This is a genomic window from Haloarcula sp. H-GB5, assembly GCF_054850705.1.
On the sequence record NZ_JBTWBG010000003.1, the window covers coordinates 200,573 to 224,730 of the forward strand.

Consider the following 24,158-nt stretch of genomic DNA (forward strand, 5'->3'; position numbering starts at 1 on the left):
CCCATCAAAGCCCTGTGGCTGGCTTAAAACTAGATTTAACCGTCGGTGCGGTTCTGTGCACTCCGGACTGCATGGACTGGACGGACCGCCCCGTGGCCGGTCTCGTTGTTGAGTCCCGGCCGCCCCACGTCTCTCGTGGTCTGTTCCAGCAGGCGTTCTGTTTCGCGGGGCGATAGCGACTCGTTCGCCTCTAGCATCAGGGCCGCGGTTCCACCGACGTACGGGACTGCAGCCGAAGAGCCGACGAAGCCGTCAGGTGTGGCAGCGGCGAACTGCCTGTCCGGGGCCACGATGTCAACACCGGTCCGTCCATCGACTGTCGGGCCACGGGAACTGAACGGTTCGAGCTGCTTGACACGGCTGTTGTATGCCCCGACAGTAATAACTCCGCGGGCCGTCCCTGGAGCGACAATGCTGTTTCGAGCTGATGTGTGCTGGAGGTCGTGTGTCGGTGAGACAAGCCGTAACCGTGCACCAGTCGGCGACGCGGGCCCACGAATCACGAGATAGTAGTCGCCGGGCCTGACGTCGGCAACGATTCGCTCGTTTGGTACATCGTCACCGCGATAGGGCTGTGAGCGGGCGACAAGTCGGGAGTCGGTTCCGTTCGTTCGATACAGTTCGACTGTGTACTCCTCGTCTGTATGGCCCCGGTCCCACGAGAGCCAGACCGCGATTTCGGTCCCGCCCCGGATGTAATTCTGCCTGCTCCTGTTGGTAAACTCGATTGTCCGGTTTTGGACGGTTTCGGTGGTGTACTGTCCTGACCAGTGGGATTGTGCGAGATTCCCGGCTGGGGCGACGAACACTGACCCACTCTCCGTCGCTCGCGTCGCACTCCGGGCGACTGGCCCGGTTCCATCGCCCGGCTGTCCGTAGAAGGAAACGGGTGCGACGATCACGTCGACGTTTTCCCGGACTAGCCAGTCGACTGCCTGTCTGTAACTGTCGACGCTGTCGACCCGGGCGAGATAGAGGGCGGCGTCCGGTGCGGTCCGTGACACGACGGCGGCCGTCGCGGTTCCATGTGTTTCCCGGGTGTCGTCTACGGACCCACCGCCGAATCTTCGTGTTTCGGTGATCTGTCCGCCAATCATCTCCGAATCAGTATCGAATCCGGTCGGATCGACGATGCCGACCGAGACGTTCGAACCTGTAACCCCGGCCGCGTGGAGACGTTCGAACCGGCCGGCTGATCCGTCTGACACTGAGACTGATGCGGTATCGGCCCTATTCGAGCGGGGGTCCGTCGGCCCCGTCACTGCGAGGAGTGCGATGCTACCGGTTAGTAACACGATTGCGACGACGGCCAGTAACAGTATAGTCCGATCACGCACTGTTGACCACCTGCCGCGATACGACCACCGGAACGTAGAGCGACGGGCTCTCAACGAACACTGGGTGAGTATCGAACGCTGTACCGAGATGTTCGGCTACTCGGGCACACGCAGCGCGGAATACGTCGTCCGTGAAAACCGACACACGTACATTCACATAGGAACAGTCTACCCAGCGGACACGTCGTTTCATCGTTACTTTCAGTCTGTGTGGTGTGGCAAGATCCGACTGTCGGACCAACGTACTCTGATTCGAGCAATCGACAACGGGGAGGACGGGTTGTGCCCGTTGTCGTGTGGACAACCGGACCGGGATGGATTCCGATTCGGGGAAACCGGCGGCACATGGGGAGGGCGCTGGCAGCCGGGAACCGTCTCAGGCGGTCGCCGGCGTTTGAACCGTCGGACGGGAGCATACTAAAACTATCAAAGACTAAAAACTGGTTTTAAATCTCAATGCATCTGGGTTGTAGCCAACTCACACATCTCGGTACGCGTCGCCGACGGGTTTGTACCGGACTGCGAGATGAAAGATAATTTTGGGTCGCCCATCGGATTCCAACTGGATGTTGCGCCCTGACATTGGCCTGCCGAGATTCAGCGGCGGGCCGTTGGTTCCCGTTGTAACGTACCTCCTGGTAATTGTTGTCCTCTCCGGACTGGTGACCATCTCCCCCGGCGCATCGCCGCCGCCCGTCCTGGGAATGATCTGGGGTGTCTTCCTCGTCGCACTCACGGTTGGGACGCTCAGAATAGAGACCGTCTCACCGCGTTCTCTGCTCCCGTCTGTTCGCACACTGGGCCCCGTGATCGGGGTGGTCACCGTGTTCTGGGGCCTATACAACCTTGTTGCGGTCGCTCTCGCGATGGGTGGCATCTCCGGGTTCGAAGCCTCGCTGTCGAGAACCGCTGCCCACCCGCTGCTGTATCTCGCGGCGCTTTTCAGTTCACTTCTGTTCACTGCGATCCCGGAAGAGTTCCTCTTCCGTACGTACCTCCAGCAGAAATTCACGCGGTTGGCCGGTGAGACGACTCGTCGCGCAGTGCTGTCCGGTATCAGTCTTGCCGCGGTCCTGTTCGCCCTGTTCCATCTCCCGCGGTGGTTTCTCGCATCGGGGCACGGCGTTAGCTCCGGGCTGGCAGTCAGGCTCCTCGGACTGGCGCTCATGGGTCTTGCCTACGGGAGTGTGTACGCGCTCTCGGGGAACCTCTGGCTCGTCGCGCTGTTCCATGCATCGATGAATCACCCGCCGTTCCTCGTCAAGGTGACCGTCCCATCTGAGCTACATCTGGTGGTCAGCGTGCTCAAATACACTGTGATGGTTACGCTGGTCTACCTGACCGTTCGGGTGGTAGAACCTGTTGAGACGCCGCTTATCTGGTCACAAGGTAACAACCACGCCTCAACCGGGGACTGACTACTCTCTCTGTCTGTGAGGATGGGCCGGATCGTACGTACGTGTCCGATTCTGTGGCTAAGTGGAAACCAACGGTGACAGGTGGGGAGAAACTGGGCTTTATTTTCGCTTCGGACAGAGACGTACCCATGGATCTACAGACGGAAACTTGGACTGATATGGCGGACGTGGAGACGAATCTGGCGCTCCTTCCCGTCGGGAGCACGGAGCAACATGGGCCACACGCGCCGCTCGGAACGGACACGCTCGACGCCGAGGCGGTCGCCGAACGTGGTGCCGAACGCTACGACGACCCCGTCGTCGTCGCACCGCCGGTCCCCGTCGGCGTCGCCGAGGAGCACCGGGCTTTTTCCGGGACGCTGTGGACCTCCGAATCGACGTTTCGGTCCTACGTCCGTGACATCGTCGGTAGTCTCGCCAGCCACAGCTGGGACCATGTGGTGCTGGTCAATGGCCACGGCGGTAACATCGACGCGTTGCGTGAAGTGTCGGGCACGATAACCAGACACGACGAGGCTTTCGCCGTCCCGTTCACGTGGTTCAACGCGGTTGGCGACCACAGCGCCGACATGGGCCACGGCGGGCCGCTGGAGACTTCGCTCCTCCAGCACACGAACCCTGAGACTGTCCACGAGGACCGACTGGACGAGGCCGCTGACGGTGGCAGCGACAGCTGGGGGGAGTGGCAAAGCGGTGTCAATCTCGCGTTCGATTCCGACGAGTTCACCGAGAACGGCGTCGTCGGCGACCCACGCGAGGGAAGTGCCGAACGCGGGGAGACGCTGCTGGAGCTGGCGACCGAGTCGCTTGTTGACCTCCTTGATGAAATCGCTGACCGACCGGCTGGGCCTCGTGAGTGAGAGTTGAGGCGAAAGCAGATAGTTTCTATTGAGACCACAGTATTTGACTACCTTTCGAGATTGTTTGCGTCTATTCCTTCAGTAAATATACTTATATGATTTGAAATGGGCTGAACAACAGTCAAAGATGAGAGTTAAGACTAAATAACAATTACTTATACTTGTCTATGACGTAACTGTCTGGCTCTGTTATGACACTGCTTGCGATTCCGTGTACTGGCTGGAAGCGGCCGCGCCGACTCAGTCGTCGCCAGCGCCTCGCTTCCGGATCTGTTTCCCACCAGCGTCTGGCGTCCGGAGCACCTGTTCGTCTGTCTCCGGCCCCAGCACTTCCACACGGACGCTCGACACTTTGTACTCGGGGATGCCGGCGGTCGGGTCGAACGTCTCGCCGGTGAGTTTGTTGACCGCGCCGGCGGCGAAGTGCATCGGAATGAACAGCGTCCCCGGGCCGACGCGCTCGGTCACTTGCGCCTTGACAACGATGTCGCCCCGGCGGGACTCGACGCGGACGTACTCCTCATCGGCGATGCCGAGCTTCTCGGCCGTCTCGGGATGGACCTCGACGAAGCTCTCGCCCACGTGGCTCATCAGTCCCTCGACGCGGCGGGTGATCTGACCCGTGTGCCAGTGATACAGCACGCGCCCCGAAGTGAGCGTCAGCGGATACTCCTCGTCGGGAATCTCGCCGGGGTGTCCGCCATCGGCGGGAACGAAGCGGGCCTTCCCGTCTTCGAAATTGAAGTTCCCCTCCTCGTAGTCGTAGAGGTACGGTGTGCCCGCGTGGTCCTCGTCCCAGCAGGGCCACTGCAGGCCGTGCTCCTCGCCGGATTCGAGTCGGTCGTAGGTGACACCGCCGTAGATGGGCGCGAGCGAGTTGATTTCATCCATGACTTCTCGTGGGTGGTCGTAGTCCCAGTCGTAGCCGAGTCGGCGGGCCAACGCCTGCGTGATCTCCCAGTCCTGGCGGGCCTTGCCCGGCGGCTCGGACGTGGGGCGGACCCGCTGGATGCGCCGCTCCGTATTGGTGAACGTGCCATGCTTCTCCGGCGAAGTGGCCGCAGGGAGCACCACGTCGGCGTACTCCGCTGTCTCGGTCATGAAGATGTCCTGGACGACGAGGAACTCCATGTCTTCCAGCGCCTCGGCGGCGTGCTGGATGTCTGGCTCTGAAAGGGCCGGGTTCTCGCCGACGACGTACATCCCGCGGAGGTTCCCCGCGTGGGCCTCGGCGAGCATCTCCGGCACTTTGAGTCCGGGTTCCTCGGGCGGTCGCTCGCCCCACGCGTCGGCGAACTTCTCGCCGACCTCGTCGTCTGCCGGGTTCTGATAGCCCGGCAGGCTTCCCGGAAGCGTCCCCATGTCGCCACCGCCGCCCTGCACGTTGTTCTGCCCGCGGAACGGCGAGAGGCCGGCACCGGGCTTGCCGACCTGCCCGAGGACGAGCGCGAGGTCGGCCATCGCGATGAGGTTCTCCGTGCCGTGGCTCTGCTGGGTCATGCCCATCGCCCAGCCGAACACGACGCTGTCAGCCTCGGCGAGCGTCTCGGCGGCCGAGGCGAGTTCTTCGGGCGACACGCCCGCCAGTTCCTCGACTTTCTCGGGCGTGAAGGCCTGGACCTTCTCCCTGACTTCCTCGAAGTTCTTCGTGTTGCGCTCGATGAAGTCCTCGTCGTGGAGGTCGTGCTCGATGATGTACCGAATCAGGCCGTTGAGCCAGGCCACGTCGTAGCCGGGGTTGGTCCGGGTGTACTGGTCGGCGTGTTCGGCGATGCCGACCTTCCGCGGGTCGAACACGACGAGGTCGGCTCCGTCCCGGACGTTCTGCTTGATTCGCGTGGCAAGCACCGGATGTGACTCCGTCGTGTTGGAGCCGCTGATGAGGTAGGCGTCGGCCTCGCCGATGTCCTCGTTGATGCGGTTGGTCATCGCACCATAGCCGAGCGTCTGCTGGAGCGCCGCCACCGTTGAGGAGTGACAGAGCCGGGCGCAGTTGTCGATGTTCTTCGTGCCCAGCACCTGTCGGGCAAACTTCTGGACGAGGTACGCCTCCTCGTTACTGCCCTTCGAAGAGGCGAGACAGCCAAGCGAGTCGATGCCGTGGGCGTCCTGAATCTCTGTGAAGCGCTCGGCGACATAGTCAAGTGCCTCGTCCCAAGTGGTCGGTTCGAGTTCGCCGTCGTCGTTTCGGATTAGCGGTTCAGTAATCCGCTGTTCGCTGTTGGCGAACTCGTGACCGAACTTCCCTTTCACGCAGGTCGAGAAGTTATTCGCGGGCGCGTCGTCGGGGTCGTCGACCGGAACGACGCCGAGCGAGTCGCCGTCTTTGCCCCACATCTCGAACCGACAGCCGACGGCACAGAACCCGCAGGTCGTCTCCTGCTTGTCGATCTTCGAGAGCCGGTAGTCACTGACTACGCTGGCGATGTCGAACAGCCGGCCTTCGGGCATCGTGTTCGCCGCGATGCTCTCGGCGGTGTGTTCGCCGGCGAGGAACGCCTTCTTCCCGTAGTCCTTTGCGATGTCGCCGGCTCGACGCTTGGCTTGCGACGCGAATCTGGCGAGGCCTTGCTTCCCCTTCGCCGCTCTCGGGTCGTTGGGCTCGAACCCGCGATTCGGGGCGGTGGTGTCGTCGATGGTCTCGGCGTCCTCGTGTTCGATGACTTTCCCGATGGAGTTTCGCTGTGTAAAGCCCGGGAGCGGGAGCGTCGCCGCGCCGTCGATACCTTTCTCGGTCAGCGAGCCGGTGGGGCAGACGGTAGCGCAGTGGCCACAGGAGACACACTCCGAGTCGTGCATGGTCTCGGCATCGGACTGGAAGCCGATGCGAGTGTCCTCGCCGTGGCCCTCGATTCGGAGGACGCCTTCCACCTGCACGTCGTTGCAGGCGTCGACACAGCGGTTACAGAGGATGCACTTGTTGCGGTCGATCTGGATGAACGAGGAGGTGTCGTCGATGGGTTCGTACTGGTCGCGCTCGTCGAAGACGCCGTAGCGGGGGTGGTCGACGCCCTCGCTGATAGCGGCGTCCTGCAGTTCACAGCGGCCGTTGCCGTTGCAGGTGGTACACCGGAGGTTGTGGTTCGAGAGGACGAGGTCGAGGTTGACGCTGCGGGCTTCCTCGGCATCGGGCGTGTCCGTCGAGACGGAGAGGCCGTCTTCAGCGGGGAACGAACACGACGGGACGAGGCCGTGTTCCTCGGTCTCGACCATACAGGTGCGACACTCGCTGCGTGGGCCAATCTCGTCGCTACAGTCCCCGTCGCGGTCGTAGTAACACAGCGCCGGAACATCGGCGTCGCTTTCGACGCCCTCGGCACCGGGGTCGACGCTAACGATATGATCGTCGAGGTCCTGTAAGGCGTCGATGATAGTCGACCCCGGGGCGACTGTGACCCGCTCGCCGTCGACGGTCAGCGTTGTCGGGTCGTCCGTGTCGGTCCCCACGTCAGGGTCGTTGGCGGTGCCGGTCTCGAACTCGCTGGTGACTGGCGTCTCCGGCTGTGGGTCGTCTAGGTCTGGAACTCGTGGAATCGATCTGTCTGTGCTCATAGTTTCTCCGTACAGGTACCGCTTGGACAGCGGCCGTTCGTGTGGGCGCGGAACTCGGGTTCGAACTCGTCGATAGCTGTGGTCACCGGCCGCGGCGCGTGTGCGCCGGTCTGGCAGTTACTCGACTGGCGCATCACCCGGGACAATTCGCGTATCTTGTCGCTCTCGAACGAGCCGTCGTATATATCGCGTAGGAGTTCAGCGAGCTGTTTCGTCCCCTCGCGACCGGGGACGCATCGGCCGCTGTTCTCCATCGACGCGAACCGGGCCCGCTTTCCGACCGTCTCGACGGCACATCGGTCGGTGTCGAACAGTTCGACGACGCCGTCGGTACCGAGACCGGCTGCTCGAAGCGATTGGGCGGTCGGTGTCATGTCGAGGCTGCGCGTGACACCGCCGAGGACGCCGCCGACGCAGGCCATTTTGAACGACCCGTCCATCTCGATCGCCTCGCGGGCCGCCGCGAGGCTTGCGTTAGACCCGAGTTCGACGGTCGCCGAGTCCACAACGTCGCCGGTGACAGCGACGATTCGCGTTCCGGGGTCCGCCGCGTCAGCGTCGACGCTATTGGGCTCGGCGACGGCCCGCTGAACCTGCGCGAACGTTCGCGGGGTGTGGATGACTGTCGGGCGGCCGTACAGGCCACGTTTGGCCGGTGCGGGCGGCTGGAGTCGCGGCTCGATGCGGTCGGCTCCTTCCAGTGCTTCGAGCGCCGCCGTCGGTTCGCCGGCGCGGAACTCGTCCGGACCGGCCACCAGTTGCGGCACGACGGGCAGGGTGTCGACGGCTGCGTCTATCGCCTTGCGAAGGTCCGCTTGCAGGTCTGTCTGCGACTCGCTCACATAGATGACAGCATCGCCGGCGTCCACGTGCTCGGCGACCGCCGCAATCCCGTCGAGGACTGCCATCGGTGCGCCAGAGAGGAGCGTGTCGTCGCCCGTTGGGAGGTCGGTGGCGTCGTTGGCGTTGCAGACGACCACCGGGTCACCGTCGGTTGTACTGGCCGTTTCCCACGTCTCGGCGACCGGTTCGTCAGCGGCGGCGTCCCCGCGGCCCCGGCCCAGCAGCCCGGCTGCTGCTGCAGCGTCGGCAGTCTGCTCAGGCGAGACGAACGACCAGTCGGCCGGTTCGAGCGGGGCCACCCAGCCGCAGGGACCCAGTACGTCGCGGCGACCGATCGAGAGCGGTCCGCGCTCCGGGACGGGAAGCGACGCCGTCTCGGGGTCGTGTTCAGCGACGGCGTCTGCGTCGGCTGTCGGTACTGTCCCAGCTTCTAGTTCGTCGACGAGGTCACGGACGGTCGCCGGTGACGGGTCGCCGTAGAAGGCTGTCCGCCCGTTACTCGTAATCATCACCAGTGGTGTGGTCGCTGTGATGCCTGTCGGCCCCGTCCTGACGACCGGGACTGAGTCCGCCGCTGCCCGTGCCGCGGAGCGGACCCGGTCCCCGCGCTGTGACCGTCCGTCCGTCGACACCCGGACGACGGTCGAATGAGCGAGGGCCGTGGTTTCCTGTGGCATACTCTGTGCGTCGTGCTGAACGATTAAAAACCCCGGCCGAGTGGTCCCGGTTGCAGTGGGATCCGCTCCCCCACAAAAGATCACTTATTTATGGACTGATGGGTGAGCGCTGGCCGGCTCGTTCCGTCGAAACAATGAGGCAGCGGGACGTTACCACAATCGAAACGATGAACCCACGATTCGAGGAAGTCAAGAGGGGGGCGTCGGCCGCGATAACCGAGGACGACCTGCGCTCGGTGTATACAGGCATCATCCACGAAGACGGCCGCCACGAGTACTACTTCGGCAACGACACCGAGGAGGCCGCTGAACTCCGCGAGGCGGCGGCCATACAGCTCGGAATGTTGCTTCGCGTCCTCGCGGACCGCTCGGACAGTAGCGTCGACGAATTGACGGCCCTCGCTGCGGAGCGGGCCGAACAGATGGAGCTACGGTAGGAGACGGAACGGCTGCCTTCGCTAGTCGGTGGTGGCGATAGCTTCGATTTCGACCGCTGCACCTTTCGGGACCGCACCCACGCCGACGGCGCTCCGCGCCGGTGGGTCAGCTTCGAAGAACTCGCTGTAGGCCTCGTTGAACGCGTCGAAGTCGTCGATGTCGTCGAGGTAGACAGTCGTCTTTAGCACATCGTCGAGCGAGAGCCCGTCGGACTCCAGAATCGCCTCGACGTTGTGGAGACACTGTCGCGTCTGGTCGGCGACTGGTTCGTCGTCGAGCAGCTCGCCGTCTGTCGTTAGCGGGAGCTGTCCGGCGGTGATGAGGAGGTCGCCGTTCGACGTGGCCTGACTGTACGCGCCGACCGCGGCCGGAGCTTCATCGGTGCCGATCACGCGCTTCATGATCGAAGTCACCCAGCCTCGCTGTATAAATCCCAGCCGTAGCGGGTCATACTCACACAACGTTCTCGAAAGCCAACCAGTTGTGTCCAGTCACTGATTGATGACGACAATTGCTATCAGCGCCAGCCCGATGCCGGCGGCTTTCGTCAGCGTCATCGACTCCCCGAACGCGATGACGCCGATGACTGCGGCAGTGATAAAGTACATTCCACCGATAGTGGACACGATCGACGTGGGGCCCACAGTCACACCGACGAACGTCGAGACCACGCCGACGGCCGCCGCGACGCCCGCCGCGCCGGCGAACATCATTCCCCGGTTTGTGACGACGAACGATGCGTCTGAGACGACGACGTATATCCCGGTGACGACCGTCGCGGCTGCATACGACACGAACGCTGCGGTTTCCGGGTCCATTGTACTCGACGCGACGTTCCCAAACGCGATCCAGAACCCCCAGGCTATCATCGTTCCCAGTCCGAACAGGACGGCGGCGTTCATCCGTCCGGCCTCCGCGTGAATCGGTTCCAGTTCTTTCTGAGCGCTCTTGGCGAACAGCGACATCTGGCATCGTGCAATCGACGCATTGATCCGATCGTACGGGCCCCGCTGTCTTGAGTTCGGTGTCCGCTCGCCGCGTGTTTTTTATATCGACTCCGACAAGAGTGTGACAATGGCTAACGTCCCGGGAGACTCGTCGGAACGGACACTCGAGGACGTGTTCTATCCTGCCGACAGGATTCCGTTCGTCGAGTGGGACGAGCTATCCGGTGCGAAGCCGACGGTCGTCTTGACCGGCGTGGTCGCACTCTTGGCGTTCGTGACCGGCCTTTCGAATCTCAGCCAGGCGTCGCTTGCACTCAATGGTCCACTGACCGCAGTGGTTGACCTTCCGTTACCTTTCGTCCGATTTGGCGGAGTGCTGTTCGCGTTCGTTCTCGGTATCGTGACGGTCGGGCTCCAGCGACGCAAACGGCTCGCCTGGCGTGTGGCAGCCGTCGTCTTTCTCGGTCTGGCACTGCTGCCACTTGCCACCTTTCAGCCCACGGATATCCCCCTGCTGGTGATGACGCTGGTCACGTACCCGTTGGTAGTCCGAAACCGACACCGGTTCGACCAGTCGCTCGACCTCTCGCCGATCCAGATCGCGTCGCTGTCGGCGATTTTCGGCGTCGTTCTCTACGGAACCGTGGGTGCGTACGGACTTCGGGGCCAGTTCCTCGAACTCGACAGCTGGAGTGATGCCGTGTACTACGTCGTCGTCACCATTGCCACGGTCGGCTACGGCGATATCACACCTGTGACGGCGGAGGCACGGTGGTTTTCGCTCTCGATCATCCTGTTCGGGACCGGCGCGTTCACTGTCGCCGTGGGCGCGCTCATCGGGCCGGCTATCGAATCCAGAATGGCAACAGCGTTCGGAGTCATGACTGCATCAGAACTCACACTCCTCGAGGACCACGTCGTGGTTCTGGGGTACGGAGACGTTACGGCATCGCTGCTTGAGGAACTGGGCGACGAGACGGAGGTCGTCGTCGTCACGCCCGACGAAGAAACGGTCGCGTCGCTGCAGGGCGAGGGCGTGAATCTGCTCACCGGTGACCCTACCGACGAAGACATCCTCAGGGACGCACGCGTTGGGGCTGCAAACGGGGTTGTGGTGGGGAGCAACGACGACGCACGCGACGTGCTGGCCGTCATCGCGACGAAAAACGTTAATCCGGACATCCGCACAGTCGCGGCGGCGACTGACCAGAAGCACGTCGAAAAGTTCCGCGCGGTCGGAGCGGACGAGGTTATCAACCCCCGCTCTATCGGCGGCCGGCTCCTCGGGCAGTCGGTACTAGGTCGCGGGCCGACCGAGTCGCTACTAACCGAAATCGAGACCGACGACGGGAGCGACCCTGCTGACTCCGAGTGACCCGCCCACCTTTAGCGACGCCGCTCTCGACCGCTATAGTCGCCAGTTTCAGTGGCGTTCTGGGATAGTAATATATGTATTCGATACTGAATATCAACGTATGTCCACCTCGGACGCCAGTGGCATTGCGGAGATCGTCGGCCGGCTACTGGTGCCACTGTGCGCCGCGTCCGGGGCGCTCGTACTCGCGGGATTCTTTTTTCCGACGCTCGTTGGCGAAGCCGTGACCGGGCCGGCATGGCTGACTGTCGCGCTCGTGTTTTTCAGCTCGGGGCTGTGTTACATCGCGCTGCTTCCGTACTCCGAAGATACTACCGCGCCAGCCGCGGCCGACGTCTTCCTGCGTGTCCGACAGACTGATGTCCGGCAGGCCGTTCGGGGATTTCTCACCCAGCACGAACCGGCTGTCCTCGTGTTCCCGGTGCTCGTGTTCGCTGGGTTCTTCGGGCTACAGGTGGCGTTCCCGACACGGACGACGGGCACTGTCGATGCTGCAGCGGCCACGGTGCTGCGTACCGGTGGTCCGCTGTTTCTCGCTGCCGTCTTCCTCGCTGTCTGTTACTGCCTGTTCCTGCTGGTGGGGCCGTGGGGCGACATCAAACTCGGCGGTCCGGACACGGAGCCCAGCTACACGTACCCGACCTATTTCACGCTTGTTTTCACCGCCGGCATCGCGGCCGGACTGGTGTTCTGGGGACCCACGGAGGCTCTGTTTCATTACGATCAGCCGCCGCCGTACATCGGGGCTGCCGCCGGGTCGCCGGACGCTATCACCGGCGCGCTGGTGTACACCCTCTTTCACTGGGGTGTCTCTGCTTGGAGCGCGTACGCCGTCATCGGCGTCCCGATAGCGTACTTCGCGTTCACACGGGGCGCGCCGCTCCGAGTCTCGACGGTGCTGGCACCGATTCTCGGCGTTGACGGGCTAGATTCGGCTTGGGCCAAACTAGTCGATACACTTGCTGTCTTCGCCACTGTCGGCGGTATCGCCACTTCGGTCGCGCTCGTGAGCGAGCAGTTCCTCGCTGGCATCAATTACCAGTGGGGGGTGGCGGCCGGTGAAGTCGGACCGGTCCTGTTCGTCGGCGGACTGACGCTGATATTCGTCGTCTCCAGTGCGACCGGGATTCACCGCGGTATCCGTCGCATCGCCGGTCTGAACATCGTCCTGTTCGGCCTGTTCGCGCTCCTCGTCGTCGCCGTCGGGCCACGGTCGTTCATCCTCCAGCGCGGGACGCAGGCACTCGGGACATACGTGGTAGAGTTCGTGCCGCTGAGCCTTCACACCGGCGGGCAGTGGGTCGCGGAGTGGACCGTCTGGAACTGGTCGTGGTGGTTCTCCTGGGCTCCCTTCGCCGGGCTGTTCATCGCCGCCCTCTCCCGCGGTCGCCGGGTCAGGACCGTCGTGTTCACGAGCGTCGTTGCAACCTCGGCGGCGACGATGGTCTGGTTCCTCTTGCTCGGTGGCACGTCGCTGTTCGTCCAGCAGACGGGCCGGGCCGATATTCTCGCCGCTATCGCACAACGCGGTGGTTCGGAGGCTGTCGCCGGGTTCCCGCTGCTGTCATCGTTGCCGCTGGGAAAGCTCCTCATGTTCCTGTTTCTCGCGCTCATCATCGTGTTCATGACCACGTCGGCGGACACCTCGACGCTCGTTGTTTCAGTTCTGGCGACGCGACGGGAAATCGCGCCGTCGGCGACGCATATCGTCTTCTGGGGCATTTTCCAGGGCGCGGTGGCCGTTTCAGTGTTGCTCCTCGGAGGTGCTGAGACGTTACAGGCACTGGCCGTCCTGACAGGTGGCCCATTCGCCGTGATATCGCTCGTCGCGGTCGGCGGGCTGACCGTGACCTGGTACCGGAACGAGCGGGACCATACGTCACTCGTCAGGCGCGCCGTCAGGAAACTGCCGGACATCCAGACCCATCACGATGTGGACCCACCAGAAGAAAAGTAGGCCCTACTCGCGCGGTGTGGTCAGGCCTCGGCGATCCCGGTACAGAAGTTCTCGACCAGCTGTCTCCCGGCGTTGGTGAGAATGCTCTCCGGATGGAACTGGACGCCGATGTGTGGTTTTTCGGCGTGCTGGACGCCCATCACGACCCCCTGCTCGTCGTTGGTGTGGGCCGTTTCCTCTAACTCGTCCGGGAGCGCGGTCGCCTCGACGGCCAGCGAGTGGTACCGCCCCACTTCGAACGGATCGTCGACCCCGTCGTACAGCTCCGTCCCGTCGTGGCGGACTTCCGAGGGCTTCCCGTGGACCACGCTCGGTGCGTGGCCGACAGGGGTCCCGTGGGCTGCACAGAGCGCCTGATGGCCCAGACAGACGCCAAGCGCCGGGTACTCCGTCTCGGCGAAAACGTCGATCGATACGCCGGCCTCCGCTGGCGTTCCGGGGCCAGGAGAGACGACGATGCCGTCCGGGTCGAGTTCGCGGATGTCCGCCACGTCGATAGCGTCGTTCCGGCGAACCGTGACATCGTCGAACTCGCCGACGTACTGGACCAGATTGTATGCGAAGGAGTCGTAGTTGTCGATGATGAGTATCATCGGATTCCCTCCATCGGTTCGGTCCCCGATTCGACCGTGAACGACCCCTGTTCGCCCAAGGCTTCGTCGACAGCAGTGACCAGCGCACGGGCCTTGTCCAGTGTCTCCCGGTACTCCGCCTCTGGAACGGAGTCGTGTACGATACCGCTCCCGACGCGGAGCCGGTATTCGCCGTCGTAGTGGACTAGCGTCCTGATGGTGATGTTTAGTGTCGCCCGGTCGTCGAAGCCAAACACCCCGATACTGCCGGTGTAGGGCCCTCGACGCGTCGTCTCCACCTCGTCGATAATCCCCATCGTCCGCGGTTTCGGCGCACCAGTGATGGTGCCGCCGGGGAACACCGCGGCGACTGCGTCGGCGATGCTCACGTCGTCGCGCAACTCCCCTTCGATGAGAGAGACGAGGTGCATCACCTCCGAATAGCGGTCGACGCGGCGGTACTCGGCGACATCGACGGACCCGTACTCGCTGACCTTTCCGAGGTCGTTGCGTTCGAGGTCGACCAGCATCGCGTGTTCGGCTCGCTCCTTCTCGTCGCTGCAGAGGTCCGCCTCTAGTTCCTCGTCTTCCGCCGGTGTATCACCTCGCGGCCGCGTCCCGGCAATCGGTTCCGTGAGCAACTGGTCGCCATCGACATCCAGCAAGAGTTCCGGGCTGGCGCTGATGAGGTCGACGCCGGGGAACTCAAGCAGGGCCGAGTACGGGGCCGGATTCACCCGACGGACGGCGTCGAATGTGTCGACCGGGTGGACGGCCGCCGGGGCGGTCAGCCGGTGTGAGACGTTCGTCTGGAACGTGTCGCCGTCCCTGACGTACTGTTTTATTTGCCGGACGCGGTCAGCAAACGCCGCTTCGCCGCACTCGCTCTCGAACGTGGCCTGCGTCGCAGCAGTCGGCTGGGTTTCGATGTGTCGCTCGCCGTGGACGGCGTCCTTTGCCAGTTCGCGGGCCAGCTCCCGGCCGCGTTCGAATGCCGCTTCAGGTGACCCATCAACGATGGGGCACGCCGTCACGTGCAGTTCGACCTCTCCATCGTGTGGCTCCTCCCACGCGGCGACGCAGTCGAATACACCCAACTGGAGCCGTGGAAGGCCATCCGAAATGGTCGTCTCCGGGATGTCTTCCAGTTCCCGTGCTACGTCGTAGGAAAGCCAGCCGAACGCGCCACACGGGTATGGAACCGTACAGTCGCCCCGTTCCAGGTGTTCGCGGTCGAGTAGCTCGTCGATAGTTTCGATACTCGGACTCCCGCCGTCCTGTGCGGGCGTCGCCCCCGCAACGACCTCGATTTGCTCGACCGGATCGACGCCGAAGTACCCCCAGCCGGATTGCCCGCCGGTCGTTTCGAGATAGAAGCCGTCTGTGTTCCCGTCGCGGGCGCGGCGATACGCTTCGAACGGGTCGGCAACGGTGACGCGCGCCTCGACCGGCACACGGGTGCCGTCTGCTGCTGCCCTCGCAGTTTCGATGAACGATTCTTTGTCGGTGCTGAACCGGATATCAGTCATAGTGCAGTTGCTCCCGGACGAGAGGCCCATGCCTCTCGGTGTGGTTGTGTAGACCAAGCATGGGTCATGACAAAAACTTTCGGTCCCTTGCCCCTGAAGCCGATATACTGTCGAATTGTCTACCGCTTGTGGTTGCTCACTGGACGAATAGCCGGTGGGATTTCAACGGTTGGACTATTCCACATCACCCACTATACCTGCGGGGTTTGAGACGGCTATCGAACGCTTGCCCGGCCCCGACAGCCGACCGTCCAGCAGCGGTTCCCGGTCTGGACGCATGATCGGGGACTCCCGGGCTGATGGCGAACACAGCAATAATGACTACAATAATCGACGGTAACGAGATCGGCGACCAGATCACCGACGGCGTCGCGGCCTGTACAGACACACTCATCAGCGAGGGCGTCACACCGGGGCTGGCGACGGTGCTGATGAGCGATGACGGCGCGAGTGAGACGTACGTCTCGATGAAACAACAGGCCTGTGAGGAGATCGGCATCGAGGGGTTCCATTACGAAATCAGCGCGGACGAACCGGCCGAGACGCTGTTTGGGACCATCGACGAACTGAACGCGGACCCGGCTGTTCACGGAATCCTCGTCCAGATGCCGGTCCCCGACCACGTGAACAAGCGTGACGTGCTGGATCGCATCGACCCGATGAAAGATGTCGATGGGTTCCACCCCGAAAACGTGGGCCGGCTCGTCGCGGGGAACGCGCGATACAAACCTTGCACGCCCCACGGAATACAGAAAATACTGGCCGAAACTGGTGTCGAGACGGCGGGGAAAGACGCCGTCGTGGTCGGCCGCTCGGACATCGTCGGCAAACCGATGGCGAACCTGCTTATCCAGTACGGGACGGGTGGCAACGCGACGACGACTGTGTGTCACTCGCGAACTGACGATCTTGCCGAAAAGACTCGTAACGCCGACATCGTGATCGCTGCCGCCGGGGTGCCGGAAATGATAGACGGGTCGATGCTCTCGGAGGGCACGACGGTCATCGACGTCGGAATTAACCGGGTCGACGCTGACACGGACAAGGGGTACGAACTCGTCGGGGACGTGGATTTCGAGAGCGCCAAAGCAAAAGCGGACGCCATCACCCCAGTCCCTGGCGGTGTTGGCCCGCTCACCATTGCGATGCTGATGTACAACACGGTGAAAGCGGCTAGCCTGCAGTCCGGCGTCGATATTACACTCCCGTAGGTCGGGACTGCTGCCCGTTCGCAGAACTACCCGCGTGGGCTGTTACACTGTTTCGACTTCGCCACACTCCGGGCACGTAATCAGGAGTTCACCCGCCGGGTTCTGTCCCCCTTCGATGACGTTGTGTCCGCTGGCACACTGTTCGTGCATGTACACCTCGTGGCTGTCGTGTTCACGCAGCCAGATGTGGCCGTCCTCCGGTGCTGAAACGATGCCGTGACAGAAGTAGCACTCGCCGTTCATACTGACTCGATGACAAGCCAGTATCAAATAGCTACCTCTCACTGTGAGATTCTGCTCGTTTTCAGGGCTACTCTGCTCGCGAGAACACAACATGTGGTCGAAAAGACAACTGTTGTTTCAATACTAAGATGCTTCGGCCCGATAATCCGATATGGACTACTGTTACACAGGCGACACACACGAGAGACTGTTCGCGGCGTATCAGGCTGACGAAGCGCCGTTCCCTACCCAGACTCAGATGGAATTCCCGCGGCGAGAACACCGCCGAGCGGAGGTCGACATCCTCAAGCGACTGTTCTTTCCGACCTGCTGGAACGCTGCCGCACTGGTCCGGGACGAACTCGCTGTTCTGGATCAGCTTGATACCCTCGGCGGGCTCTTCTATTCGGGTATCAGACCGTACTCGGGGTCGGACCCGGCAGAGACAGTCGCCACGGTCATCGACCAACTCCCGACTGTTCGCGCTCGACTCAAAAAAGACGTCGAGGCCGCGTTCAAAGGCGACCCGGCGGCGAAGACGTACATGGAGATCATCCGGTCCTATCCGGGGTTTATGGCGATACTCGTCCAACGAGTCGCACACACCCTCTACGAAGCTGGGGCGTCCGAGTACGCTCGCGAACTCACCGAATACGCCAAGACTGAGACCGGCATCGACATCCACCCCGGCGCCGAAATTGGCGACCACTTCTTCATCGACCACGGAACCGGTGTCGTCATTGGCGAAACCACCACTGTCGGGGAGTGGGTCCGTCTCTATCAGGACGTGACGCTTGGCGCACTACACTTCGAAGCCGACGAGAGCGACGAACACAGACTCAAGAAGGGATACAAACGGCATCCGGATATCGGCGATCACGTCGTCATCGGCGCGGGCACGAAAGTCTTGGGCGCTATTAGTGTCGGCGACCACGTTAGCATCGGAGCGAACTCCTGGGTCACCGACGACGTTCCGGACGATACGAAAGTGTACGTCACGGACCACCCGACGCAGGAACGGAAACGAACGAAATAACGTTGAAACTGGTACTGCGCGGTTTCTGAGACTGTAGCGATCCGACGAATTGGCCGGAAAAACGCTTCTAACTGGTGTGATCGTCCCAGATCCCCTCATACTGGCGTTATCAGTCCAGCCACGAGACGTGGTTCTGTTCTTATAGATTAGAATAACAACTGTACCAGCATTAGGGTCTGTTTCTACCGCTGCCCTCTAGTCATCACCGGGAACGAACTCGGCGACTCCGCTCAGATTTCGTGACCAGACGCCCTCACCAAGGTCGAGTCCGTCGTTCCACTTCCCTACAACGGTCGAAACCGCGAGGTCGCCAGTAACGTTGTTCATCGTCGCAATCCGTCCGAGGATCGGGTCAACGCCGGCGACGAACCCAACGACCTCCAGCGGGAGGCCGACCTGCGTGAGAATTACAGTGAGCATGACAATGCCCGCTCCCGGAACGCCAGCGGTGCCGATGCTGATGAGGACAGCCACGATCAACACGAAAACCTGTTCAGTAAGCACCAGTGGCTGTCCGACGACGTTCGCGGCGAACATCACGGTGATTGCCTGCCGAATCGCGGCCCCGTCCATGTTCGCCGTTGCCCCGACTGGAAGTGTGAACGAATACACGCGTTCGGCGATCTGCAGGTCTTCGTCCGCATTACGCATCGTGACGGGGAGCGTTCCGCTCGACGACCGAGTCGCGAACGCAGTCACCATCGCATCTCTTGCCCCGCTGAGGAACGCAATCGGGGAGACATCGGCAACCACGCCCATCAGGAAAACGAGATAAGTGAAGCCGATGTGAATGACGATTGCAATAGTGACTGCCAACACGAGCTCGCCCAGTGAGGAGAACAGGCCGATACCTTCAGTGCCGATGCCGGACGCCATCAGCGCGAACACGCCGAGTACACCGAATTCAAGGACCCCTCGAACGATGACGAACATCGCTTCAGCACCCACTTCGAAGGCCTCGAACACTGAATCGACACTCTCTGCGAGCGCGTCCTGCTGGGCGCGGACGTATGTCAGCGCGATTCCGAAGACGATGACGAAAAACACCGTCGCCAGCAGATTCCCCTCTGCGAGCGCCGCGACGGGATTGTTCGGCACGATTCCGAGAACCACATCCAGCAACGACGGCGGTGCTTGCGATTGCGCTTCACCGCCGCCGAATTCGAGCCCACGGCCCGGCTGGAGAACGTTTGCAACCGCGAGACCAATAATACCTGCGAGAGTCGTCGTCAGGGCGTAGAGACCGACTGTCGCACCGCCGATCTTTCCGAGCTTTGCGGGCGAAAGCTGCCGAATCCCGGTCAGCAGTGTGAAGACGATAATCGGGATGACCAGCATATTGAGCAGACGAAGGAAGAGGTCGCCCACTGGTCTGACTACAGCCATCTGTTCCCCGAATGCGATACCGGCACCTGCGCCCAGTACGAAGGCGACAAAGATGCGCCAGATGAGCGGGATAGATCGATACCGGCTCCATAGCGTGCGAATGGGTTGTATCATATTACACAGCAACGGGTAGTCTTATAAAAACCCGTTAGCCCCGCCAGTATGTGCACGCGGCTATGATGCGGTCTGCTCTTACAAGATTCCGTTTGGAGCCGGGTTTATTATCAAATGCCAAGTACTGCCCGTGATCCCCTGAAAAGATAGCAAAATAGCGGTTGCAATTCAGTTGTCTCCAGAAGCGCGACGCCGTTGCCACTCCGGTCTGGCGGTCATTCTTACCGCCTTTCGATCCACTGTCGATTTCTTTGAATCCGGCAGCATCGGCCACCAACTGATAGCCTGCAGGCTCTGTTCCCGATCAGTCAGCCGGTGGACTGGTTTTCGGCTCGACGACCCGACGCAGTTCCGCTCGCAACGCCGTCCACTTCGCCGCGATGAATCCCAGCAGGATACACGCGAACCCACCGACAGTGGCGAGCGTGACCTGCTGGTCGAGCACGAGCCAGCCGGCAAGCGCGGCGAACAGCGGAATCACGTACTCGATGAAGCTCATCTCGATAGGACCCAGCTGGTCAAGTAGCCGGAAGTACAGCAGGAAGCCGCCGATACCGGCGACGACAGCCAAATACAACAGCGCCGCAACCGCAGACGGTGTCCACGATGCGTCTGCAAACGACTGTCCGGGGAGCGCGAGCACGGTAACATGGAGGACAACGGCCCCGATAGCCATCAACCATGCTTGCGTGGCCAGAAACGATATCGACGGGCTGGTGTCGTGCGTCACGACGGCCGGGACGGCAAACGCCAGCGCTGCCGCAAACACGAGCCCGATTCCAATAGTACTGCTGATGAGATTCGCTGGGTCAGGATCAGCAATGACGACAACGCCGACGAACCCGAGTACTACGCCGACGCCAGTATTCGCGGTGAACGTGTCATCGCTGGATGCGAGCTTCGTGAGCGCGGGCGTCACGACGGGAACGAGACCGAGCAGGACGGCGGCGACGGCTCCGGTGACGTACTGTTGCCCGGTGAACAGGAATACGTGATGCACGCCAATCATAAGTGTCCCACCAGCGAGGACATACACGTAGTCATCGCGGGTCTGTGGCCGTTCTAGTGAACCTGTGATGGCCAACGCGGCAAACAGGAGGACGGAGGCGATGTCAAAGCGGACGGCAGCGAACGGTACCGGCGGCAGGTCGGCGAGGCCGACATCTGTCGCCATGAATGCAGTACCCCAGATTGCAGCCAGGAGGAGAAAGCAACCTGTCGTTCTATAGCGACTCATTCAGTTGTCGATCACCGCCCGACGCTAAAATGGCCGTCGAATCCGGTTACAAATTGCTAGACGTTGCCACTGCGCCAGCGACCACCTGACGTGGTGTTGATGATCGGGCTGCATTTGTCCGTGTAATCCACGGTCGGGATCAGTACACCAGTGAGTAACGTCGATAGCGATCCAGTTCCCACATTGAAAGCCAGGCCTTCCTAAGAACAGATATTTGGATATACTCTATGCTATATGGACTAGTATATTAGGTTTATGATAACATATATTGCAAAAGCAAGTGAAGAAGGGACACATTTGAGCGTATATATCTCCATCAGTTGGTATTGGGATACACTATTAGAATGTAGTCCGTACCTCTCTTATATTCGCACTTTCGATTATTGTATCCGCTGCATCGATTGCTGTTTCAGGAACGCGCTCATCCGGGTCGAACAACACCGCGGTATCTGCCTCGACGAACGCCTCCGTATCTGTGTGTGAGTCGCCGATATAGGTGATCGATGGGGGGTTCTGCTGTATTCGAATCTTTCTCAGTAATTCTCCCTTCTCGTCTGGACCGACACCGACATCGATACCCGAAACACGTCCATCCTCGAACCGAAGCCAGTTTCCACGAATAAACGCCGGTTCGTACGGTTCGAACTGTGTCGCAAGGTTTGCCACGCCGGCACTGAGGATGCCGAATCGGACATCCGTTCCCTGGAGGTGTTTGAGGAGGTCGACAGCACCTGCTTTCGGCTTGACAGCACTGGTCGCGCGCTCGATGTCCGACTTGGTGACATCGTTCGCACGCCACACATCGACCGCTCCTCGACACCACTCTGCAAACGTAATTTCTCCAGCCTCGAACCGGTCCATCAGCGTCTCAGCTTCCGGCGTCGTTCCATAGAGGGTGTGCAATAGCTCGAACCCACCGCGCTGTCGAGTGAGCGTCCCGTCGAGGTCGAACACTACCAGATGCGACATGCTACCGTTCTGCAATAACTTCTATCTCAACCTCGATATCCACTGGCAACCTAACGACTTCCACGGCGCTGCGAGCGGGATAGGGGGGAGACATGAGTTCACCGTACACCTCATTCACCTCGTCGTAGTACCGCATATCCTTCACGAACACCGTCGATTTCACCACATCGTCGAGCGAAGCGCCACCGGCCTGCAGTACGGCAGCGACGTTCTGGAGTGTGCGTCGGGTCTGTTCACCAGGTGTGCCCTTGATCACCTCGCCGGTGTCTGGGTCGACTGGCCCCTGTCCGGAAACATAAATACGGTCACCGCTGGCGATTCCTTGCGAGTACGGGCCGATACTATCGGGTGCGTCGTCAGTTGTTAGTTCTTCCATGGATGTTGTCTCAATTTGTTGTCGGCTGATCGTCCGCGTCGTAGACTTCGTTGATGAACGATGTCGGCAGGCTCGTCGTCAATCCGCCGTCGAGTACCAGGTTCTCACCGGTAACAAAGCTCGACATTTCGGAGGCAAGGAACAGCGTCGTATCAGCGACTTCCCGCGGTGTGCCGAACCGACCGAGTGGATACTGGTCGAGCCAGCGCTCCCGGGCGCTCGTTTCACCGGTCCGTTCCTCCGTGTTTTTCATCTCTGCCCGCCTGTTCGCTGTTTCGATGGTCGCCGCTGAAATAACGTTCGAGCGAATCCCGTGCTGCCCGTAGTGGGCAGCGATATTTCGTGAGAGCGCCAGGAGTCCGCTTTTCGCCTCGGAGTAGCCGGAGAGACCGATACCGAACAGGCCGTTGACCGAGCCCATGTGGATTATCGAGCCGCCGCCAGCGGCGACCATTGCTGGCAGTACCTCTTTGCTCAGGAGGAACTGGCTCTTCAGATTCAAGTCGACCATCGATTCGAAGGTCTCCTCGTCACACCGGTGCAACAGGTTGGCGGACTCGTCTGCCCCGCCAGCGTTGTTCACAAGCACGCGGATGTCCCCGAATTCTTCGATGGCCGTGTCGACGAGATTCCGCACTGCCTTCGGGTCTGTAACGTCACACTCGACCGGGACGACGCGGCCCTCGTGTGTGTCGGTTAGCTCCGTCGCAACCGCTTCCACATCCTCGTAGGTGCGCGAGCAGACGACGACGTCGCCACCCGCTTCGGCGAACCGGGCTGCGATTTCGCGCCCGATACCCCGCGACGCGCCAGTCACAATGGCCGGCCGGTCCGCTAATGATAGCTCTACCATGACAGGGCCACCCACGTAAGCTGCCCTCTTGAAAGTTGCTCTTGGCCGCTCATGTGACTCGATACTCCTCGATGGCAGTCATATCCACAGTGATACCGAGGCCGGGTCCCTCAGGGGCTGGGAGGCAGCCGTCGCTGACCTCGAACGGTGCCTCGATGACGTCCGCTTCCCAGCCGTAGTACGTCGAATCCGGGGGCAGTGAAAAGCCCGGGATGCCGGTGACCCCGTGGAGGATCGCCGCAGTCCGAATCCCCAAATCGAACGCACAGTGGTGGGTAAAGGGAACTCCAGCGTCTTCGAGGATAGCGGCCTGCTGTCGAATCCCACTGATGCCGCCGGCCGGGGTCAGGTCGATAACGCCGACATCCATCGCACCAGCTTCCACGAGCGACTGCAGATTATGCGAAATATAAGTGTCCTCGTTCGGCGCGATCGGTTGACGGAGCCGCTGACGGAGCCGAGCTAGCGACGTGTGTGAATCGACCCGAATCGGCTGTTCCATGTACTGTAAGTAGATACCCTCGTCTTCGAGCATCGCGCCGACCCGAACCGCCTGATCGAGCGTCCAGCCCTGGTTCGGGTCGAGTCGGAACTCCAGTTGCCCGTCGACCTCATCGTGCATCGCTTTGATTCGCTCGACGTCCTGTCGCCAGTCCCGCCCAGCCTTCGTTTTGAGGACAGTGAAGCCAGCTTCGAGCGCTTCTCGCGCCTTGATACGGGACTCCTCGGGTGAGAGGATGCCGAGACAGAAGGCAACGGGGACGTCAGCGGGTGCAGTACTGTTGCCATCGACGCTTTGACGGTGTTGCTGAGCCCCCTGTGTCGGTGCTGTCCATCCGCCGAGCAGTTCGTACACCGGTTTATCGAGGGCTTTCCCAACAATATCCCAGCAGGCTGTTTCGACGGCGGCAAAGAACATATCGACGTTCGTGTACTCGACGAACACCTGTCGACGGAGTCGCTCGATTTCGAACGGTGACTGGCCCTGAATCATCGGTCCGACGCCGTCTTCGATAATCGACTCGGTGGCCGATGGTGACAGGAAGACGCGCATCTCGCCCCAGCCGCTGATCCCCTCATCTGTGTCGACACGGACGAGGACGCGTTCCATCGAGTGTAGTTTCCCGTGGTTGGTCACGTACGGCCCGATGCCGAGATGCTCATCCAAGTCAGCCAACGGTACATCTACAGTTACCGCTGACACGCCGGTTATCTCCATGCACTTCTGTCGTTCGGGAACCGATATCAA

21 protein-coding genes are annotated in these 24,158 nt (G+C 61.5%); 7 read left to right on the forward strand and 14 right to left on the reverse strand.

Translation table 11 applies throughout. From position 1 onward, the window contains the following. Positions 1 to 35 precede the first annotated feature (35 nt). Complete coding sequence (locus tag ACYJ11_RS16410) at positions 36 to 1,337, reverse strand: S8 family serine peptidase (protein ID WP_461648582.1); 1,302 nt, start codon at positions 1,335 to 1,337, stop codon at positions 36 to 38. A 566-nt stretch (positions 1,338 to 1,903) separates the two neighbouring features. Between ACYJ11_RS16410 and ACYJ11_RS16415 the strand changes: the two genes are divergently transcribed. Together ACYJ11_RS16415 and ACYJ11_RS16420 are read left to right on the forward strand one after the other, a co-directional pair. Then, positions 1,904 to 2,755, forward strand: a complete 852-nt coding sequence (locus ACYJ11_RS16415) for a CPBP family glutamic-type intramembrane protease (protein WP_461648583.1) — start codon at positions 1,904 to 1,906, stop codon at positions 2,753 to 2,755. 128 nt (positions 2,756 to 2,883) lie between these two features. Further along, positions 2,884 to 3,615, forward strand: coding sequence for a creatininase family protein (locus tag ACYJ11_RS16420; RefSeq protein WP_461648584.1), 732 nt, complete (start codon positions 2,884 to 2,886; stop codon positions 3,613 to 3,615). Between the two features lie 240 nt (positions 3,616 to 3,855). On the opposite strand, the gene fdhF is transcribed toward ACYJ11_RS16420, so the two are convergent. Both fdhF and ACYJ11_RS16430 read right to left on the reverse strand, forming a co-directional pair. After that, the gene (gene fdhF / locus ACYJ11_RS16425; RefSeq protein WP_461648585.1) at positions 3,856 to 7,167 is read right to left on the reverse strand and encodes a formate dehydrogenase subunit alpha; all 3,312 of its coding nucleotides are present in this window, start codon (positions 7,165 to 7,167) and stop codon (positions 3,856 to 3,858) included. Next, the gene (locus ACYJ11_RS16430; RefSeq protein ID WP_461648586.1) at positions 7,164 to 8,687 is read right to left on the reverse strand and encodes an NADH-ubiquinone oxidoreductase-F iron-sulfur binding region domain-containing protein; all 1,524 of its coding nucleotides are present in this window, start codon (positions 8,685 to 8,687) and stop codon (positions 7,164 to 7,166) included. Before ACYJ11_RS16430 ends, fdhF begins: the two co-directional genes overlap by 4 nt. Before the next feature lie 167 nt (positions 8,688 to 8,854). Between ACYJ11_RS16430 and ACYJ11_RS16435 the strand changes: the two genes are divergently transcribed. After that, positions 8,855 to 9,124, forward strand: a complete 270-nt coding sequence (locus ACYJ11_RS16435; RefSeq protein ID WP_461648726.1) for a hypothetical protein — start codon at positions 8,855 to 8,857, stop codon at positions 9,122 to 9,124. Positions 9,125 to 9,145: 21 nt separating this feature from the next. Here ACYJ11_RS16435 and ACYJ11_RS16440 read toward each other — a convergent pair whose 3' ends face one another. Then, positions 9,146 to 9,526: a Rid family detoxifying hydrolase gene (locus ACYJ11_RS16440; RefSeq protein WP_188978646.1), complete on the reverse strand. Its 381-nt coding sequence runs from the start codon at positions 9,524 to 9,526 to the stop codon at positions 9,146 to 9,148. Positions 9,527 to 9,616: 90 nt separating this feature from the next. After that, complete coding sequence (locus ACYJ11_RS16445; protein WP_004966000.1) at positions 9,617 to 10,027, reverse strand: EamA family transporter; 411 nt, start codon at positions 10,025 to 10,027, stop codon at positions 9,617 to 9,619. Positions 10,028 to 10,199: 172 nt separating this feature from the next. On the opposite strand from ACYJ11_RS16445, the gene ACYJ11_RS16450 reads away from it, so the two are divergent. Both ACYJ11_RS16450 and ACYJ11_RS16455 read left to right on the forward strand, forming a co-directional pair. After that, positions 10,200 to 11,447, forward strand: a complete 1,248-nt coding sequence (locus ACYJ11_RS16450; RefSeq protein WP_461648587.1) for an NAD-binding protein — start codon at positions 10,200 to 10,202, stop codon at positions 11,445 to 11,447. A gap of 100 nt (positions 11,448 to 11,547) precedes the next feature. Then, a complete protein-coding gene (locus tag ACYJ11_RS16455; RefSeq protein WP_461648588.1) occupies positions 11,548 to 13,404 on the forward strand; it encodes a BCCT family transporter in 1,857 nt (618 codons plus the stop codon). A gap of 20 nt (positions 13,405 to 13,424) precedes the next feature. Here the strand turns inward: ACYJ11_RS16455 and ACYJ11_RS16460 are convergent, their stop codons facing one another. After that, positions 13,425 to 13,997 carry an anthranilate synthase component II gene (locus ACYJ11_RS16460; protein WP_461648589.1) on the reverse strand — a complete coding sequence of 191 codons (573 nt, stop codon included), beginning with the start codon at positions 13,995 to 13,997 and terminating at the stop codon, positions 13,425 to 13,427. Then, positions 13,994 to 15,505 carry an anthranilate synthase component I family protein gene (locus ACYJ11_RS16465; protein WP_461648590.1) on the reverse strand — a complete coding sequence of 504 codons (1,512 nt, stop codon included), beginning with the start codon at positions 15,503 to 15,505 and terminating at the stop codon, positions 13,994 to 13,996. The genes ACYJ11_RS16460 and ACYJ11_RS16465 overlap by 4 nt, the downstream gene beginning before the upstream one ends. A gap of 317 nt (positions 15,506 to 15,822) precedes the next feature. Here ACYJ11_RS16465 and ACYJ11_RS16470 point away from each other — a divergent pair, with 317 nt between their 5' ends. Continuing rightward, complete coding sequence (locus ACYJ11_RS16470; RefSeq protein ID WP_461648591.1) at positions 15,823 to 16,716, forward strand: bifunctional methylenetetrahydrofolate dehydrogenase/methenyltetrahydrofolate cyclohydrolase; 894 nt, start codon at positions 15,823 to 15,825, stop codon at positions 16,714 to 16,716. 42 nt (positions 16,717 to 16,758) lie between these two features. Here the strand turns inward: ACYJ11_RS16470 and ACYJ11_RS16475 are convergent, their stop codons facing one another. Further along, the gene (locus tag ACYJ11_RS16475) at positions 16,759 to 16,959 is read right to left on the reverse strand and encodes a hypothetical protein (RefSeq protein WP_188978636.1); all 201 of its coding nucleotides are present in this window, start codon (positions 16,957 to 16,959) and stop codon (positions 16,759 to 16,761) included. A gap of 151 nt (positions 16,960 to 17,110) precedes the next feature. On the opposite strand from ACYJ11_RS16475, the gene epsC reads away from it, so the two are divergent. After that, positions 17,111 to 17,974, forward strand: coding sequence for a serine O-acetyltransferase EpsC (gene epsC / locus ACYJ11_RS16480; protein ID WP_188978634.1), 864 nt, complete (start codon positions 17,111 to 17,113; stop codon positions 17,972 to 17,974). 195 nt (positions 17,975 to 18,169) lie between these two features. Here the strand turns inward: epsC and ACYJ11_RS16485 are convergent, their stop codons facing one another. From ACYJ11_RS16485 to ACYJ11_RS16510, 6 genes are all read right to left on the reverse strand, one after another. Beyond that, positions 18,170 to 19,474: a dicarboxylate/amino acid:cation symporter gene (locus tag ACYJ11_RS16485; RefSeq protein WP_188978632.1), complete on the reverse strand. Its 1,305-nt coding sequence runs from the start codon at positions 19,472 to 19,474 to the stop codon at positions 18,170 to 18,172. A 304-nt stretch (positions 19,475 to 19,778) separates the two neighbouring features. After that, entirely contained in the window at positions 19,779 to 20,711 is a 933-nt protein-coding gene (locus ACYJ11_RS16490) for a DMT family transporter (protein WP_461648592.1), read from the reverse strand. 339 nt (positions 20,712 to 21,050) lie between these two features. Next, positions 21,051 to 21,680, reverse strand: coding sequence for an HAD family hydrolase (locus ACYJ11_RS16495; RefSeq protein WP_461648593.1), 630 nt, complete (start codon positions 21,678 to 21,680; stop codon positions 21,051 to 21,053). Position 21,681: 1 nt separating this feature from the next. Continuing rightward, the gene (locus ACYJ11_RS16500; protein WP_461648594.1) at positions 21,682 to 22,056 is read right to left on the reverse strand and encodes a Rid family detoxifying hydrolase; all 375 of its coding nucleotides are present in this window, start codon (positions 22,054 to 22,056) and stop codon (positions 21,682 to 21,684) included. A 10-nt stretch (positions 22,057 to 22,066) separates the two neighbouring features. Beyond that, positions 22,067 to 22,909 (reverse strand): SDR family NAD(P)-dependent oxidoreductase, encoded by an 843-nt coding sequence (locus tag ACYJ11_RS16505; protein WP_461648595.1) that lies wholly within the window; start codon positions 22,907 to 22,909, stop codon positions 22,067 to 22,069. A gap of 49 nt (positions 22,910 to 22,958) precedes the next feature. Further along, entirely contained in the window at positions 22,959 to 24,128 is a 1,170-nt protein-coding gene (locus tag ACYJ11_RS16510; protein ID WP_461648596.1) for a mandelate racemase/muconate lactonizing enzyme family protein, read from the reverse strand. Between the last annotated feature and the right edge of the window lie 30 nt (positions 24,129 to 24,158).